Origin of the sequence: Pseudomonas sp. 28 E 9 (assembly GCF_900004785.1) — a bacterium.
Classification (GTDB): domain Bacteria; phylum Pseudomonadota; class Gammaproteobacteria; order Pseudomonadales; family Pseudomonadaceae; genus Aquipseudomonas; species Aquipseudomonas orientalis_A.
In genome coordinates, this window is the sequence record NZ_CVTK01000043.1 from 120,096 (window position 1) to 137,095 (window position 17,000).

At 60.9% G+C, this 17,000-nt stretch carries 10 protein-coding genes; 5 read left to right on the plus strand and 5 right to left on the minus strand.

Annotation, left to right across the window (positions count from 1 at the left end; translation table 11 throughout):
* Positions 1–86 precede the first annotated feature (86 nt).
* From BFQ00_RS11860 to BFQ00_RS11875, 4 genes are all read right to left on the minus strand, one after another.
* On the minus strand, positions 87–734 hold the full coding sequence (locus BFQ00_RS11860) for a response regulator transcription factor (RefSeq protein ID WP_065886711.1): 648 nt from the start codon (positions 732–734) through the stop codon (positions 87–89).
* A gap of 2 nt (positions 735–736) precedes the next feature.
* Positions 737–3,982, minus strand: coding sequence for a response regulator (locus BFQ00_RS11865; protein ID WP_065933635.1), 3,246 nt, complete (start codon positions 3,980–3,982; stop codon positions 737–739).
* A gap of 91 nt (positions 3,983–4,073) precedes the next feature.
* Positions 4,074–5,270, minus strand: a complete 1,197-nt coding sequence (locus tag BFQ00_RS11870; RefSeq protein ID WP_065886709.1) for an EAL domain-containing response regulator — start codon at positions 5,268–5,270, stop codon at positions 4,074–4,076.
* Positions 5,267–8,074: an ATP-binding protein gene (locus BFQ00_RS11875; protein ID WP_065933636.1), complete on the minus strand. Its 2,808-nt coding sequence runs from the start codon at positions 8,072–8,074 to the stop codon at positions 5,267–5,269. The genes BFQ00_RS11870 and BFQ00_RS11875 overlap by 4 nt, the downstream gene beginning before the upstream one ends.
* Before the next feature lie 225 nt (positions 8,075–8,299).
* On the opposite strand from BFQ00_RS11875, the gene BFQ00_RS11880 reads away from it, so the two are divergent.
* From BFQ00_RS11880 to BFQ00_RS11900, 5 genes are all read left to right on the plus strand, one after another.
* Entirely contained in the window at positions 8,300–8,827 is a 528-nt protein-coding gene (locus BFQ00_RS11880; protein ID WP_065886707.1) for a fimbrial protein, read from the plus strand.
* Between the two features lie 89 nt (positions 8,828–8,916).
* Positions 8,917–9,642, plus strand: coding sequence for a fimbrial biogenesis chaperone (locus BFQ00_RS11885; RefSeq protein ID WP_065886706.1), 726 nt, complete (start codon positions 8,917–8,919; stop codon positions 9,640–9,642).
* Between the two features lie 19 nt (positions 9,643–9,661).
* Positions 9,662–12,301: a fimbria/pilus outer membrane usher protein gene (locus tag BFQ00_RS11890; protein WP_083227363.1), complete on the plus strand. Its 2,640-nt coding sequence runs from the start codon at positions 9,662–9,664 to the stop codon at positions 12,299–12,301.
* Positions 12,302–12,325: 24 nt separating this feature from the next.
* A complete protein-coding gene (locus tag BFQ00_RS11895; RefSeq protein ID WP_065933637.1) occupies positions 12,326–13,639 on the plus strand; it encodes a fimbrial protein in 1,314 nt (437 codons plus the stop codon).
* Positions 13,636–14,400, plus strand: coding sequence for a fimbrial biogenesis chaperone (locus BFQ00_RS11900; protein ID WP_065933638.1), 765 nt, complete (start codon positions 13,636–13,638; stop codon positions 14,398–14,400). The genes BFQ00_RS11895 and BFQ00_RS11900 overlap by 4 nt, the downstream gene beginning before the upstream one ends.
* 179 nt (positions 14,401–14,579) lie before the next feature.
* On the opposite strand, the gene gyrB is transcribed toward BFQ00_RS11900, so the two are convergent.
* Complete coding sequence (gene gyrB, locus BFQ00_RS11905; protein ID WP_065894369.1) at positions 14,580–16,997, minus strand: DNA topoisomerase (ATP-hydrolyzing) subunit B; 2,418 nt, start codon at positions 16,995–16,997, stop codon at positions 14,580–14,582.
* Between the last annotated feature and the right edge of the window lie 3 nt (positions 16,998–17,000).

Below are 17,000 nucleotides of genomic sequence, written 5' to 3' on the forward strand. Positions count from 1 at the left end.
GTTGATGATCCGTGTAGGTCGATGAACGCATAATCGAAGGTGCGTCAGCTGCCGGCCATCAGGCAGTTCTTAAAAGTGGATGAGGGCTACTGAAATTTCCCGGCGTTCACGCAGTAGGTCACCAGGGCCTGGTCGGTGGTGACTTCCAGCTTGCGCATGGCCGAGACCTTTTGTGCGCTCACCGTTTTACTGCTGCGATTAACCATGCGCGCGATAGCGGTCACGCTGTGGCCGGCGACGAAGAGGCGCAGCACCTCCATTTCTCGCAGGGACAGGTCGGCAAAGCGCTCGTTGACCTGCTGCGGGTTGTGCAGCACCGAGGTGGCATCCTGCACGGGACTCTGATAATTACGGCGCGATGCGATAGCGTTGAGGGCGTTCTCGATTTCTTCGTGCAGGTGGTTTTTTTGAATCACGCCCATCACGCCCAGTTCATGCAGGCGGGTCACGATCAGGCTGTTGGACATCATGGTCAGCACCAGGATCTGCGTGTCGACGAACCGCCGGGTGAGGTACTCGATCAGTTTGAGGCCGTCGCCGAATGTGGAGTCGCCGGGCATGTGGAAGTCGGTGATGACCACCTCCGGTTTTTCGCTCTGCAGCTTTTCGATCAGTTGGCTGGAGCTGGTGGCTTCGCCGACCACTTCAAAACGTCCGTCGCGCTGGATGACTTCACGCACGCCGAGCAGCACGATGGGGTGGTCGTCAGCAATCACTACGTTGATTTTCTTCATGTCTACCTGTCCGATGGTTGGCCCTGTAAGCCAGGGTTGAGCGCGAGGGCGTCCAGTACCGCTTCCAGGCGCTGTAGCAGGTTGCGCACCCGCGTGGCCAGGCTCGTGGTTAGCGAGCCTTTGTACAGCGCCTCCTCCAGCGCATTGCAGGCAGCGCTCAAGCGCGAAGCACGCACCGATGCGAGGGAGCCATTCATGCGGTGCAAGTGCCGCACGACCTGTTCCTTGTCAGCGGCGTCGAGGCCCTGGCGCGTCAAGCGCATGTCGTCCTGCATGGTGGTGATGAACAACTGGTGCATGCTCGCGGAAAACGAACTCCACCCATCCATATCGCCCTGCTGCAGGCGGGTATCTTCGAGCGGCTCGACCCCGCGCTCGCCGCAATAGCGCAGCAGGGTTTTGCGCAACGCATCCAGGCTCAAGGGTTTGACCACCCACGTGTCCATGCCCGCTGCCAGGCACTGCTCGCCTTCTTCGCGCAGGGCATTAGCGGTGACGCCAATAATCGGCATTTGCCCGTCGCGTTCGCGCAGGGCTCGGGTCAGGCCATAGCCGTCGAGCCGTGGCATGTTGATGTCGGTGATGATCAGGTCAAAGGCGCCAGGCGACCAGCGTTGCAGCGCGTCTTCACCGTCTTCAGCGACAACGACGGCGGCGCCCAGTGCTTCCAGTTGTTCCTGCAAAATGGCGCGGTTGATCGGGTTGTCTTCAGCCACCAACACTCTTAGCCCCACAGGCTGGGCGATGGCGGCTTCGGTTGCTCCGTACGGCTTGACGCTGCCCGGGCGCGCTTGCGACAGCGTACGGGCAATGCCGCGTATGTCGTAGGCGTTGACCGTCCAGCTCTGCGCCAACGCGTGGGCATACGGTGCGCCGAGTTCGGTGGCGGTAATGTGTCGGCCCTTCCAAACCGCTTGCTGGCCGGGCCCGGTCACGCTGTCCAGCAGCAATTCATTTTCATCACCCTCGTAACCCGACGGCAGTGCGAGCGCGCGAGCGCCCCAACGGTTAAGCCAGTCGATCAGCGATTGCTCAAGCTCCTTGAACGGTGCCCGTACGTAAACCGCCAACCCTTGCAGCTCGATGGCCGCACACTCCGGCAATGGGCCGGGGACGATGGGCAAGCGTTGATGCAGAGAGAAACTGCTGCCCAGCCCCGGCTCGCTGACCACCCGCAGTTGCGCGCCCATCAGCTCGCTCAAGCGTGAGCAGATCGACAAACCAAGACCCGCTCCGCCCGCCTGCTGGCTGCCAGCCAGTTGCGAGAACGGCTTGAACAATTGCCCCAGTTGCTTTTCGCTGATGCCGGCGCCGGTGTCGGACACCTGCCATTGCAACGTTGCGTGATCCGGCTCCAGGTCCGTCACCTTGAGGCGCACGATTACCCGCCCGGAGTCGGTGAACTTGATCGCATTACTGAGCAAATTATTGAGGATCTGCCGAATACGTCCAGGGTCGCCGCTCATCAGCGCCGGCACGTTCGCGTCCACACAGGCGAAGACCTGCAAGCCTTTGTTGAGCGCGGCGGCCGCGTAGCTGTTGACCGCATCTTCGAAGATGTCCAGCGGGCAGAACGCCACGGCTTCCAGCGCCATCTGCCCAGACTCGATTTTCGACACGTCCAGCACATCGCTGATCAACTGAAACAACACCGCCGAGGAGCGCTCGATGGTCTGCAGGTAGTCTTGCTGGCGGGCGTCGAGCGGGGTCAGCCCCAGCAACTCCAGGTTGCCCAGCACGCCGTACAGCGGCGTGCGGATTTCATGGCTCATGGTCGCCAGGAACAGCGTCTTGGCTGCACTTGCCTCGTCGGCCGAACGCTTGGCCTGCTCCAGCAACTGCGCATCGTCGACATGCCGGGTGATATCGTTGAACCCGCAGAGCACCACGTCTTCGTCCTGATAGCGACTGAACCTGAACGACACCAGCAAATGCCGCCCGGCCACCTCGATTTGCATCTCACGCGGGTCTTCGTTGCGATAGTCGCGGTTGAGCAGGCCGATCAGCTCTGCGGTTCCTTGCCATTCCTGGGCGCGCTGGTTTTCCAGCAACACCTTGCTGTTGTTGCGCTGCACCACGCAAAACCCCACCGGCGCGCTCTGCAGCATGGCGCGGTTGAATTCCTCGCTTTCGGTCAGCAAGCGTGTGGCGCGTAACGCCGGCTCGACGATGCCGGCGCGGTACCAGCGGTTGATCCGCCAGCCCAGGAACACCGCGAGCAGAAACGCCGCCGCCGTACCCAGCAATGACCACTTGGCGAAGCGAAAGAAGTTTTCATAGCTGATGGTGTACAAACCCACCCATTGATCCTTGCCGGTGGACACCACCTTGAAGCGCAAGCCTTCGGCGCCCAGACTCATGCCCACCGGCAGTGACGCTGAATCCTTGGCATCACCCAGCAATATTTCGCCTGCCGGCGAGATCAGCGTGACGCGGTGGTCGATCGGGCGTATCAGCAAGCGGTCCAGGTCGTTGATCTGCCCGGCGTCCAACAACGCCGCGACCGTCAGCAGGCCGTCATCCCTGTGTTCGGGCATGACCAACGGATTAATGTCCAGGCCGATAAACGCCACAATCGTTTCGGAACCCTGCAACAGCCCTGGGGGCGCGCGCATCCAGCTCACACGCCGGTTGTTGAGTTGTTCGTGACGGGGGAGGAGCCCTTGGTGGAGGCGCGACGTCACGTCAAAGAAGTTGCTCTTGAGCAACACCGATGCCTTGCGCGTGCCATCGACGCCCGGAATCGCGATGTTGAACTGGTCGGTCGGCGAAAACAGGAATATCTGCGGCGCCGAATAGAACGAGCTGGCCCAGAATGCGCTGTAGTAATCGGTCAGTTGCACGCCCAGCGAATAACCGCCCTGCAACTGCTGCAGGTCGTAATGCTTGCGCTCGCTCAGGGTAAACGGCTGGGACAGGGCCAGGCCGTGGTTCTGGAACACGCGCTCCTGGCCTTTCTGCAGGATCTCGACACGGGACACGGGGCGGATGTCGGTCAGGGTGTTCTGGTTGCTGCGGTCATACGCACTGGCGACGCTGCGCAAAAACGTGTCGTACTCGTGGATGCTTTCGATCAGGCCCGAAAAATGAAAGTCGACCTTGATCCGCTCTTCGTCCAATACCCGTTCGACCGCCCAGTAGCACATGCTGACCAGCAGCACGGTGAGACCGGCGAGTACCAGCAATAGCTTGTTGATTCGTTGAGAGCTCAAGGCGAAGACGCCGAACTTCAGGCTTGCATTTTTCATCACCGACGCCCCGGGTGCAGGAATGAGGCGGCGGGGAGTTTCTCCGCCACTGTTGCCATTCCATGGCGCGCTACAGGTAGACATTCAGGCTTCAATTTAGTGCTGGCTTAAAGCCATCTTCACGCAGCAATTCCAGAAATCTTTCAGGCGAGACCGCCGCACAAATCAAAAAGCCCTGCGCCTGATCACACTGGATCTTGCGCAAGAACTCTAGCTCGTCTTTGGTTTCCACACCTTCTGCGGTGACGATCAGGCCCAGCTTGCGGCTCAGCTCGACAATGCTCTGTAGCGCAGTGGCGAGGCTGTCGTTGTCGACACAACCGTGAACCAGCGAGCGGTCGATCTTCAGTTCGCTGAAGGGCGTAGACACCAGGTTGAAATAGGAGCTCAGGCCTTTGCCGAAGTCATCCTGCGCCAGCCCGAAGCCTTTCATGCGCAAGCGGCAGGCGCCGGCGTAATAATCGCTGAGCGACTCGGTGGTGGATGTCTCCAGCAGTTCGAAGCCGATCGAGGCGGGTTCGGCGCCCAATGCCAGCACGCGGTCATGCAGGCGATCGGCAAGGTCATGGCTGTCGAGCAAGTGGGTCGGCAGGTTGATGGATACCGGCACTTCGCAGCCCCGGCGCCGCCAGAACGCCTGGGCTTCGATGGTCTGCTCCAGCATCAGCCACAGCAATGCTTCCTCCAGCCCGAAGCATTGCAGCGACGGCAGAAAGTCCCTGGGCAGCAACGTCCCCTGCTGCGGGTGTCGCCAACGCACCAGCGCTTCAGCGCTGCACACCCTGCCGTCACGCAGGGATTTTTTCGGTTGGAACCACGCCTGTATTTCTCCACTCTGCATGGCGGCCAACAGGCACTGGCGAGCCGGCTGCAGCGGATGGTTGCGGGCGACATCCAGGTCGCTGCGGCGCTTATCGAGGCACGCGCGCAGGCGCAGGATATCGCACGCCTCCACCGGCTTTGAAATCAGCCCGAGCACCTCCAGGCTCAGGTTCTTCGCCACCAGCCCGGCACTCACTAACATGCGCCGCGAGGCCACGCTCATCAGCGCCAGGGCCGGCGCGTTGTCGAGCCTGGCGATGCTCTGGATCAGTTGCACACCGTCCATCACGGGCATGAACAAGTCCGTCACTACCAGGTCGTAGGGCTGCGCATTCAGGCGCTGCAGCGCCGTAGCGCCATCCCACACGGCCTCCGCCTGGAACCCACCCAAGGTACCGAACAGGTTGCGCAAAAATTCATGCTGAAACGGGTGGTCTTCAACAATCAGCACCCGATAGGGTTTCAATTGCCACTCCTTTGGTAAGGTTCCAGGCAGGTGTACAGCGTGCGCAAGGCAAACGGCTTGACCAGGCAGCGGTTCATGCCGGCCTGCAGGCACCGCTCGCCTTCTTCGCTCATTGCGTTCGCGGTGGCGCCGATGATCGGCAAGTGGCAGTCGAGGCTGCGCAATGTGGCGGTCAGTTCGTAACCGTTCATGCGCGGCATATTGATGTCAGTGAGGATCAGGTCGAACGTCGACTGGCGCCACATCTCCAGCGCCGTGAGCCCATCTCCGGCCAGTTCGACTGTACAGCCGAGCTCTTCGAGTTGATCGCGCAGAATCAGCTGGTTGATGACGTTGTCTTCGGCCACCAGCACGTGGATGCCCAGGTTGAATACCGGATAGCTTTGCGCCGGTGCCGCCGCGCCGCGCATGAGTTGCCCTTGAGCAGCGCCGACCGCCTTGCGCAGGGCTTTGAGACTATTGAAACTGACCACGCCGACCGGATTGCTCAATGCCTCATCGTGCAAGTCACCGATCGCCAGCACCCGCGGGCCTTGCCAGTGTGCAGCCAGGGTCTCGCCCAGTCGGCCGGGATGCAGTTCAACCAGCACCGCGCCCTCGGTGGTGTCATAAGCCTTGGGCAAACCCACCTGGGCGCGCGCACCCCAGCGGCACAACCAGCCGCAGATGCTCTCGGCCAGCTCACGTATCGGCGAGACCACGCAGACCAGCTCCGGCAACAGTTCGTCAGCGCCCGCCGAGGGCTCCAGTGCAGACAACTGCTCAAGGGGCAGGTGCAAGGTAAAGCTGCTGCCCAGGCCCGGCTCGCTCACCACTCGCATGCTGCCGTTCATCAGGTGCATCAAGCGCTTGCAGATGGACAGGCCCAAGCCGGTGCCGGCGACCACGTGAGTATTACCATCGGCCTGATAAAAAGGCTCAAACAGGTGTTGCTGGTCTTCGTGGGAAATGCCTTTGCCCGTGTCAGAGACTTGCCAGTGCAACATCACGCGCTCACCGTCGCGGCTGTCGAGTTTGACGCGCAGGATGATTCGCCCACTGTCGGTGAATTTCAGCGCATTGTTGAGCAGGTTACTGAGGATCTGCCGCAGGCGGCTGACGTCGCCATTGAGCCAATCCGGCAGTTGCGGATCGACACAGGCAAACAACTGCAGGCCCTTGCGGTGAGCGGCGGCGGCATAGCCGTGAATCACTTCCTCGATCAGCTCCAGAGGTGAGAAGCGGTTGCACTCCAGTTGCAACTGACCCGCCTCGATACGCGACACATCCAGCACGTCGCTGATCAACTGCAACAGGTTGGCAGAAGAGCCCTCGATGGCCTGCAGATAACTTCTTTGCTGATCGCTCAACTCGGTGCGTGCCAACAGTTCCAGGGTGCCCAGCACGCCGTACAACGGTGTGCGGATTTCATGGCTCATGGTCGCCAGGAACAGGGTCTTGGCCTCGTTGGCCGCGTCAGCCATACGCCGTGCGTGGTCGAGCGCCACTTCCACCTGCTTGCGTGCGCTGATATCGCTGAACGCGCAAATCAACACATCCTCGCGCTTGTAGCGAGTGCGCGCGAAGCTCAGATACAGGTGTCGACCGTCGGCCAATTGCAGCTCGTCGAAGGTGTTGTGTTCGGCATCATCAAAGCCGCGACGAATCCAGTCTGCACTGCGTTGCTCGCGTTCCTGGCTGTGGCCGATCCACTGCGTATACAGCGGATTATCAAGCACCACCTCGCCGTTCTGGCGACGCAGCACGCACAGCGCAACCGGTGCGATGCGGATGACCGCTCGGCTGAACGCCTCGCTTTCCACCAGCGCTTCAATACGGTTGCTGGCCGGAATGATCAGGCGCTGATCAATGCGCTGCATCAGCCAGATCATCAGCCAGGTAAAGAGCAAGCACAGCGCCAGGCAGGTCAGCACGGGGGATATCAGCGCGGAGAACAGCGCTTGCATGTCGAGGGCGTAGACGATTTGCCAGTTGGAAAAGCCCAGCTGTTTACGAATCGCCAGATGATCCGGCAACCAGTGGCCACCCACCAGGCCGAACGACTGGGGCGCCGGTAGTTGGGCCAATTCCTGGCGCAGTGACTGGCCTTGCGCACTGTCAAAAATCAGCTCGCCGCGGGCATCGAGCAGGATGAACTGGCCGGCGTTTTCGTTGTGCAGGGCGCTCAGCAGGTCGGGCGACTCGACTTCCAGGCCCAGCCACCCCGACTGCGGGCTGCGGTCATCCAGCCGGGTGAAGATGTACAGCGGCGAATCATCGCGCTCAGGGTCTGTGAGCCACAGCTCGTCAACGCTGCTGTTGTCTTGTGCGTTGAGCCGTTCCAGCAAATGTGGAGCAATCAGTTGGACCGGTTCGCGCGCAGGATTCAGGCGCAGGACCTCGGCCCGGTCGCCGGTCGCGACGTACAGCAGGTTCACTTTGTTGAGCCGCAGGTGGTCGGTCATGCGGCGCGTCAGCCAGAGGCTCCAGGCCTGTTTGTCCGAACCCAGGCCGACGTGCACCTCTTCGCCGGCGACCACATTGGCACTGGCGACCGGCGCCGTGGTGCTGCGCACGGCCGCCAGTCGTAGCGTATCGAGCAGCGTCTGGCGGCTGACAAAAAAGCTTTGCGCATTGGCGATTGCCGCATTCATGTAGCTGCGCCGCAGGGATATTTCCTGGCTCAAGGTGGCGCTCACGTAGCTGTAGACGCCAGCGTAGAACCCCAGCACCAGAGCGATGAACAACAGGCGCAGTAGCTTTCTCGCCGCCGCGGGGGTGGAGAGCGACGTGTCGAGCGGAGGTAAGGCTTGGCGTAGTTTCATCAGGGAACGTTAAGCCAAGGCCCTGGCCCTCGGAATAAGACGATCCTCAAAGTCGCAGACGGCGCTGTCGGCGCTCCCCCCGGCGTGACTTTTAAGAATCGCCTGATTAAACCCCGCACTTGCTCTCCCTAAGATTGCGGCGCCTGGACAAGCACCGTTACGCCCTTCGGCGAACCGGACAGCCTCCATGCATTGTCCTAATCACCGTTAATGAGGAGTTCCACCATGAAGCGTATTGCCTTGATCCTGGCGATGACCGCCGCGCCCGCCCTGACCTTCGCTGCGGGCCAGAACACCATCACGTTCACTGGCCAGGTATCGGATCAAACCTGCGCCGTATCGGTTAATGGCAACGCTGCGAACCCGGTGATCCTGATGCCTACCGTCAGCGCAGCCGCCCTGACCGCCGTGGGTAGCACAGCGGGCGAAACGCCGTTCACCATCAGCGTGAGCGGCTGCACCGCACCGACTTCGAACCTGGCCATCAAAACCGCGTTCCTCGGTAACAACGTGACCAGCGCAGGCAACCTGGCCAACGCCGGCACAGCCTCCAACGTGCAAGTACAACTCCTGAACGCCGCTGGCGGTTCTGCTGTGGTACTCAACGGGATTACCTCGGTGTCGGGCCTGACCCTGAACTCCGGCGCCACCAGCGCCAGCCACGATTTCGCCGTTCGCTACATCAGCGAAGCCGGTGCTGCCACCGCCGGTACCGTATCGGCCACCGCTCAATACGCCCTGGATTACCTGTAAGGCCAGGCATCTGCCGGGCCGCGTGCCCGGCAGGTTTATCCACACCCCCGATTCTTTATTCGCTCTGCGCCTGCTGCACGGAGAACACCATGACTCGCCTGAAGAAAACCACCCTGGCCCTGGCGCTGACGCTCGGCACAGCCATGACCTCTTGCGCGCACGCCAGCGTCGTAATGACCGGAACCCGCGTTATCTACCCGGCTCAAGCTCAGGAAAAAGTGGTGCAACTGACCAATCAGGATACCCATCCCTACCTGGTCCAAATGTGGCTCGACACGGGTAACCCGAACCTCACGGCCCAGACTGCCGATGCGCCGTTCATTGCCAGCCCGCAAGTGTTTCGCATGAACCCCAATGCCGGCCAGGTGGTGCGCCTGGTGTTTACCGGCAGCGACCTGCCAAAAGACCGCGAATCGCTGTTTTACCTCAATTTCATGCAGATGCCGGCCATCAAGACCAGCGAACTGCAAGCCAACAAATTGCTGCTCAGTGTCAACAGCCGCATGAAGCTGTTCTACCGCCCGCAAGGGCTGGCCGGCAGCCCCGACGCGCTGAGCCAGTCGCTGCATTTCAAGCTGCAGGGCAGGGCGGTGATCGCCAGCAATGACAGCGGCTATTTCGCCACCGTGCGCCGTGCCGATGTGGTCAGCCACGGCAAGGCCTACACGCTGTCCCAGGCGTCGATGATCGCGCCGTTGAGCCACGCCAACTGGCCACTGCCCGCCGGCGCCTCCGCCGCAGCGGGAGACACGGTGCGCCTGACCCTGGTCAACGACTTCGGTGCGGATGTCGTCACTGATCTGCCGCTTCTCTGATCCGCCCGGAGTATTCGTCATGCCTACTCGTCGCGTATCAACATTCAAACTGGATTGTGCACGCGCACACCACCCCTGGTTGCGCGGTTTCGTTCACTCAAGCCTGCTTGGCGCGCTCAGCCTGGTCAGCCCGGGCATTGCTATTGCGCAAAGCGCTACGGCCACGCCCGGCGACGCCTATGTGTTCGACGACAACATGCTGTTCGGCGGCGGTTCGCTGGCACGCTTCAACAAGGTCAACGCCATTGAGCCAGGCCAATACCGGGTGGACGTGTTTATCAACGGCCGCTTTATCGACCGGGTCGACCTGCGCTTCGCCGACCAAGGCGCAGGCGATGTTCAGCCCTGTCTGCCCGTCGTGCTGCTGGAAAGCGGCGGCGTACTGAAAAGCGCCATCCAGTCGCCCGCGACCGCGCAGTGCCTGGTGCTCGGCAATGCCGTCGAGGGCGCATCGACCGCCTTCGATTTTGGGCGCATGCGCTTGGACTTGAAGGTGCCGCAGAGCCTGATGCAGAAAACGCCACGGGGCTACGTTGCTCCGCAGAACCTCGACGGCGGCGCCACCATCGGCTTCGTCAACTACAGCGCCAGCCAGTACCACGTCACGCGCACCGGCAACTTCAGCGGCAGTTCCGACTCCAGTTACCTGGCCCTCAACAGCGGCTTGAACGTGGGGCTGTGGCGCCTGCGCCAGCAAGGCAACTTGCGTTACGACAGCGACAACGGCAGTCACTGGAACACCACGCGCACTTACGTCCAACGTGCGCTACCCGGGCTGCAAGGCGAGATGACCGCAGGCCAGGGGTTTACCTCGGGTCGGTTCTTTTCCGGCATGAGCTACACCGGGGTGGAGATCGCCTCCGACGACCGCATGCTGCCGGAGTCTGTGCGCGGTTATGCGCCGACGGTCCGCGGGATCGCCAAGACCAACGCGCAGGTCATCGTGCGCCAGAACGGCAATGACATTTACCAGACCACCGTCGCGCCCGGCCCTTTCGAGATCAGCGACCTCTATTCCACCAGCTACAACGGCGACCTTGACGTTTCGGTGGTCGAGGCCGACGGCAGCGTCAGTCGTTTTACCGTACCGTTTTCGGCGGTGCCTGAATCGCTGCGTCCCGGCCTTTCGCGCTACAGCATGGCGCTGGGCCGCAGCCGTGACTTGGGCGACCACGACCCGTTCAGCGAGATGACCTACCAGCGCGGGCTGACCAACAGCGTGACCGCCAACAGCGGCTTGCGCCTCGCCGAGGGCTACCAGGCGATGGTGCTGGGCGGCGTCTACGCCAGCAGCCTCGGCGCGTTCGGGCTGGACACCACCTACTCGCGCGCCAACCTGCCGAACGAAGGCAAGCTCGATGGCTGGATGGCGCGGCTGTCTTACAGCCGCACGTTCCAGCCGACCAACACCACCTTGTCGATTGCCGGCTACCGCTATTCCACCGAAGGCTATCGCGACCTCGGCGACGTGCTGGGTGTGCGCGAGTCGCTGCGCAACAATCAGGCCTGGGAGTCGACGAGCTACATGCAACGCTCGCGCTTCGAGGTGTCGATCAATCAGAACCTCAAAGAGTACGGCAGCGTGTTTTTATCCGGTTCGACCCAGGACTATCGCAGTGGCCGCGAACGCGACACGCAACTGCAATTTGGCTGGGCCAACACCTTGCGCAACAACGTCAGCGTCAACCTCTCGGTGTCGCGCCAGAGCACCGGCAGCTACCTGAACCGGCGCAGCGGTAACTACAACGATCAATTGGGCAACGCGGTGGCAAACAATGGCGTGGGCACCACGCGCACCGCCGGTACCCAGGAGACCGTCACTCTGCTCTCGGTGTCGTTCCCGCTGGGCAGTCCGGCCCGTGCGAACGTGCCGTCGCTGAGCAGCTCGGTGACGCACAGTTCCAGGTCAGGCGACCTTTACCAGACCTCGCTATCAGGCACCCAGGGCGCCGACCAGACCTTGAGCTACAGCGTGGACGTGTCCCGCGATGCCGATCAAAAGCAGAACGTGTGGAGCGCCAACGTTCAAAAATACCTGCCCAACACCTCGATCAGCGCCAGCGCGTCCAAGGGGCAGGATTATTGGCAAGCCTCCGGCAGCGCGCGCGGGGCCCTGGCCGTGCACGGCGGCGGGGTGACTCTCGGGCCGTACCTGGGCGATACCTTTGCCTTGATCGAAGCCAAAGGCGCCAGCGGGGCAAAAGTCATGAACGGCATGGGTGCAACCATCGACAGCGACGGCTACGCGCTGGTGCCGTCGCTAACCCCTTACCGCTACAACACCGTGGCCATCAACCCCGAGGGTATGAGCGAAAAAGCCGAACTCGATGACGGCCAGCGCCGCGTCGCACCGTATGCCGGCGCCGCGGTGAAGGTTGAGTTCAGGACCCGTGTCGGCAACGCCATTCTGGTCAAGGCCGTGCGCCCAGGCGGTGAGGCCGTGCCTATGGGCGCCGATGTACTGGACGAAAACGGCAGCGTGATCGGCATGGTTGGCCAAGGCAGCCAGGCGTACCTGCGCACCGAAAAACTCAAGGGCCGCCTGACCGTGCGTTGGGGCGACGGCGCAGACGAACAGTGCCGGATGCAGTTCGACCTGGCGCGACAGGATGTCAGTCAAGCCCTGATCAAACTCAACAGCGATTGCCGTCGCCCCTGAACCTCTTTGAAATCGGAGCTCCCCATGACTCTTGCTCGCACACTGTTCACTGTGCTTCTAGTCCTCGGCGCCACGCTGGGCGCAAACGCCGAGGCAACCTGCAGACGCGTCTACAACGGCAGTCAGGTCTACGATGGCAACTCGGCGCAACTGACCTTTGGCCGGGTCAACCTCACATCAACCTACCTGCAACCGGTCGGCACGCAGCTGGGTTCGGTGGTGATCTCACCCGCAACGGCACCCGGGCTCACGAGCGAGACAGTGCTGTGGGAGTGCGATGTGAGTGACGCTGACAGTATTTACGAGGTGTTCGCCACCAACGGTGACGACCGGGTCGGTGGCTACTGGGAAATCGGCAACGGTTCAGGGGCTTCGGTCAACGATGGGTTGCCCGGTTACTACGCCACTTGGTTCCCCTATGTCGGGATCAAACTGACGCACCTGAACTCCGGCAAGGTGTTCACACGCTATTGGCAGGACGCCAAAATTACCCAGTACGACACGGTCGGCAGCAAGATCCAGATCAAAGCCAAACACTTGAGCATGATCCAGGGCGACCTGGCTCGCGTGTCCAGCCTGCCGCCTGCGTCGGGCTCGGGAAGCAACTATTGCGGCGGCCAGGCGGCCTCCAGTGGCAGCGGCACCTACAGCTACACGTGTACCCAACCCAATGGCTATGTGCAGTTTCGCGGTGGCGGCATCGCCTCGGACCCCATTGGCTCGGACTCCAATAACCACTACAACTTTTGGGGCGCGGCCAACGGCATCGCGTTTGGCATGCGCTCGGCGTCTTCGATCAGCTACACCGCCACCTGCGTGGCCCGCAACGTTACGCCGGTGGTGAGTTTCTTGCCGATCACCGCAACTGAACTGAACCAGGGCATGACGCGCAGCAGTGACTTCACTATCGGCCTGGAATGCAGCAACACCGCAAGCTCCGGCACTGCCAACAACCAGACTGCATTGGGTATTCAAGTGGCCTACAGCGCGTATACCCAGGCCCAGTCGCTGGGACTGTTGACGGGTGGCGGCGGGGTTACCTACCTGGTATCCAACGGCTACGGCACCGACCCTTCGGTCGCGACCGGCGTGGGGATCAGCTTGCGCAACGCCAGCAACGGCAACGCGATGAATTTCCTCGGATGGTCAGGCACCGGCACGGGCGCCACCGGTGGCTGGTACCCGGTGCTGGCGGGCGCCAGCAATGCCGGCAGCAGTACGTCCGGCTACACCAGCTACCTGCAGACGATCACCGCGACCCTCAGTACTTTGCCAGGCGCAACGGCCAAGCCGGGCAGGGTGAACGCCACCGCTTACGTCTTGGTGAAGGTGCAATGATCAAGTTGATGTTCTACGCAGTGCTGGTGTGGGCATGCTTTGCAATGAGCGCGCCCTCCATTTCGCATGCCGGCGTGATGCCCGAGCAGACCCGGTTGATCTTCCATGAGGGCCAGACCCAACGCTCGTTGATGCTCGCCAATACCAACCCGTATCCGGTGGTGGTGCAAACCTGGGTCGACGACGGCGAAGGCAACCGTGCGCCGGAAAACTCAACCTCGGCGATGATCGCGCTGCCCTCGGTATTTCGTTTGCAACCTCAAGCGTTGCAGGGCCTGCGCATTGTTTACGACGGCAGCGCGTTGCCCAAGGACCGCGAGTCGGTGAGCTGGCTGAACCTGTACGAAATCCCGCCGGCCAAGACCGATGCGCCGGCGCTGCCTACGCGCATTGCCGTAGCGATGAACACCCAAATGAAAATTTTCTACCGTCCCGCTCACCTGCCCAGCCAACCGGAAAGCATGGCGAGTAGCCTGACGTTTCGGATTGAACAGCAGGCCGGTGCCTGGGTGCTGGTATGCCATAACCCAAGCCCCTATCACGCTTCGTTTTCTTCTTTACGCGTGAGCGCCACAGGACATGAATATCCTGTGGCAAAGGCACTCGACATGATGACCCCGCCTTTGAGCGAGAAAACCTACCCACTGGGCCATTTCACCGACGACGCAAGGGCCAGCGTGCCCGTCAACTACACCCTAATCGATGATGACGGCCATTATCTGGATGGTCACGCAACCGCCTACGTGCACCGAGCGCAGTAATGAACATGGCGAGATTCGCTCCCCCTGTGGCAACGTCACCATCGCGCATCCCACCGTTTTATGAGCAAAAAAAAGCCCGCTATCAGCGGGCTTTCTTCTGAAATGACTACCTAACCCCAGGGGCTGGTCGAACCATTTCTTTGTGAAACGTCGCAACTATTCTGTGAACCTGCACCTGATCAGAAATCCAGGTTGGACACCGCCAGCGCATTGCTCTCGATAAAGTCACGACGAGGCTCGACCGCATCACCCATCAGGGTGTTGAAGATCTGGTCGGCGCCAATGGCGTCTTCGATGGTCACGCGCAGCATACGACGCTGAGCCGGGTCCATGGTGGTTTCCCACAGCTGATCCGGGTTCATTTCGCCCAGGCCTTTGTAGCGCTGGATGGTGTGACGCTTGGTGCTTTCAGCCATCAACCAGTCCAGGGCTTCCTTGAACTCCTTGACCTGCTTCTTGCGTTCGCCACGCTGAATGTAAGCGCCGTCGTCCAACAGGGTGCTCAGTTGCGCGCCGAGGGTGACGACTGTCTTATAGTCATTGCTGCCGAAGAAGTCGCGGTTGAAGGTGACGTAGTTCGACAAACCGTGGGAGATCAATTCGATCTCCGGCAGCCATACGTTACGTTCACGGTCTTCGCGCAGGCTGGCTTTGTATACCAGGCCAGACTTCTCCACCGTGCGCAGACGCACTTCGTACTGGGCCAGCCAATCCTGCATGTGTGCATGATCGCCCAACTGTTCCAGGGTGATGGCCGGCAGGTAGATGAAGTGCTCGGTCAGCTCCTGAGGGTACAGGCGCGACAAGCGCTTGAGCGTCTTCATCACCATGCGGAAGTCATTGACCAGGCGCTCCAGCGCTTCCCCGGAGATACCTGGGGCTTCGTCGTTCAAGTGCAGGCTCGCATCTTCCAGGGCCGACTGCGTCATGTACTCTTCCATGGCATCGTCGTCTTTGATGTATTGCTCTTGCTTGCCCTTTTTCACTTTGTACAACGGCGGCTGGGCAATGTAGATGTAACCGCGCTCGATCAGTTCTGGCAACTGACGGAAGAAGAAGGTCAGCAGCAGGGTACGGATGTGCGAACCGTCGACGTCAGCATCGGTCATGATGATGATGTTGTGGTAGCGCAGCTTGTCGATGTTGTACTCGTCACGGCCGATGCCGCAGCCCAGTGCCGTGATCAAGGTGCCGACTTCCTGGGAGGAAATCATCTTGTCGAAGCGCGCTTTCTCGACGTTGAGGATCTTGCCCTTCAACGGCAGGATGGCCTGGGTGCGACGGTTACGACCCTGCTTGGCGGAACCGCCAGCAGAGTCACCTTCCACCAGGTACAGTTCGGAGAGGGCAGGGTCCTTCTCCTGACAGTCAGCCAACTTGCCCGGCAGACCGGCGATGTCCAGAGCGCCTTTGCGACGGGTCATTTCACGGGCTTTACGCGCCGCTTCACGGGCACGCGCGGCGTCGATCATCTTGCCGACAACCAGCTTGGCTTCGTTCGGGTTCTCCAGCAGGAAGTCGGAGAAGTACTTGCCCATCTCCTGTTCCACAGCGGTCTTCACTTCGGAAGACACCAGCTTGTCTTTGGTCTGGGAGCTGAACTTCGGATCCGGCACTTTTACCGAGATGATCGCCGTCAGGCCTTCACGGGCATCATCACCGGTGGTGGCGACTTTGTGCTTCTTCGCCAAGCCTTCCGCTTCGATGTAGGTATTGAGGTTACGCGTGAGCGCGGAACGGAAACCCACCAGGTGAGTACCGCCATCGCGCTGCGGAATGTTGTTGGTGAAGCACAACAGGTTCTCGTTGAAGCTGTCGTTCCACTGCAGGGCGATTTCAACGCCGATGCCGTCTTCACGCTGGATGTTGAAGTGGAACACCTGATTGACCGCAGTCTTGTTGGTGTTCAGGTATTCAACGAACGCACGCAGGCCGCCTTCGTACTTGAACAACTCTTCTTTGGCGCTGCGCTCATCCTTGAGGATGATGCCGACACCGGAGTTGAGGAACGACAGTTCACGAATCCGCTTGGCCAGGATGTCCCAGCTGAAGTGGATGTTCTTGAAGGTTTCAGCCGAGGGCTTGAAGTGGATCTGGGTGCCTGTGGTTTCACTGTCACCGACGATTTTCATCGGTTCCTGTGGCACACCGTGAACGTAAGTCTGTTCCCAGATCTTGCCGCTGCGCCGTACGGTGAGCACCAACTCTTCGGACAGCGCGTTCACTACCGATACACCTACACCGTGCAAGCCACCGGATACTTTGTAGGAGTTGTCGTCGAACTTACCGCCGGCGTGGAGCACGGTCATGATGACCTCTGCCGCCGAGACGCCTTCTTCTTTATGCACATCTACCGGAATACCGCGGCCGTTGTCGCGCACGGTAATGGATTCGTCCGGGTGGATGATGATGCTGATGTCGTCGCAGTGACCGGCCAGAGCTTCGTCGATGGAGTTATCGACCACCTCGAACACCATGTGGTGCAGACCGCTACCATCATCGGTGTCGCCAATGTACATACCGGGACGTTTGCGTACGGCATCCAAACCTTTCAGCACTTTAATGCTGGTCGAGTCGTACGTGTTTTCTTCGCTCATGCC

What these genes read in the sequence shown, in the direction of transcription:
- BFQ00_RS11860 (WP_065886711.1), bottom strand. Translation starts at nt 734, where the DNA reads ATGAAGAAAATCAACGTAGTGATTGCTGACGACCACCCCATCGTGCTG.
- BFQ00_RS11865 (WP_065933635.1), bottom strand. Translation starts at nt 3,982, where the DNA reads ATGAAAAATGCAAGCCTGAAGTTCGGCGTCTTCGCCTTGAGCTCTCAA.
- BFQ00_RS11875 (WP_065933636.1), bottom strand. Translation starts at nt 8,074, where the DNA reads ATGAAACTACGCCAAGCCTTACCTCCGCTCGACACGTCGCTCTCCACC.
- BFQ00_RS11880 (WP_065886707.1), top strand. Translation starts at nt 8,300, where the DNA reads ATGAAGCGTATTGCCTTGATCCTGGCGATGACCGCCGCGCCCGCCCTG.
- BFQ00_RS11885 (WP_065886706.1), top strand. Translation starts at nt 8,917, where the DNA reads ATGACTCGCCTGAAGAAAACCACCCTGGCCCTGGCGCTGACGCTCGGC.
- BFQ00_RS11890 (WP_083227363.1), top strand. Translation starts at nt 9,662, where the DNA reads ATGCCTACTCGTCGCGTATCAACATTCAAACTGGATTGTGCACGCGCA.
- BFQ00_RS11895 (WP_065933637.1), top strand. Translation starts at nt 12,326, where the DNA reads ATGACTCTTGCTCGCACACTGTTCACTGTGCTTCTAGTCCTCGGCGCC.
- BFQ00_RS11900 (WP_065933638.1), top strand. Translation starts at nt 13,636, where the DNA reads ATGATCAAGTTGATGTTCTACGCAGTGCTGGTGTGGGCATGCTTTGCA.
- gyrB (WP_065894369.1), bottom strand. Translation starts at nt 16,997, where the DNA reads ATGAGCGAAGAAAACACGTACGACTCGACCAGCATTAAAGTGCTGAAA.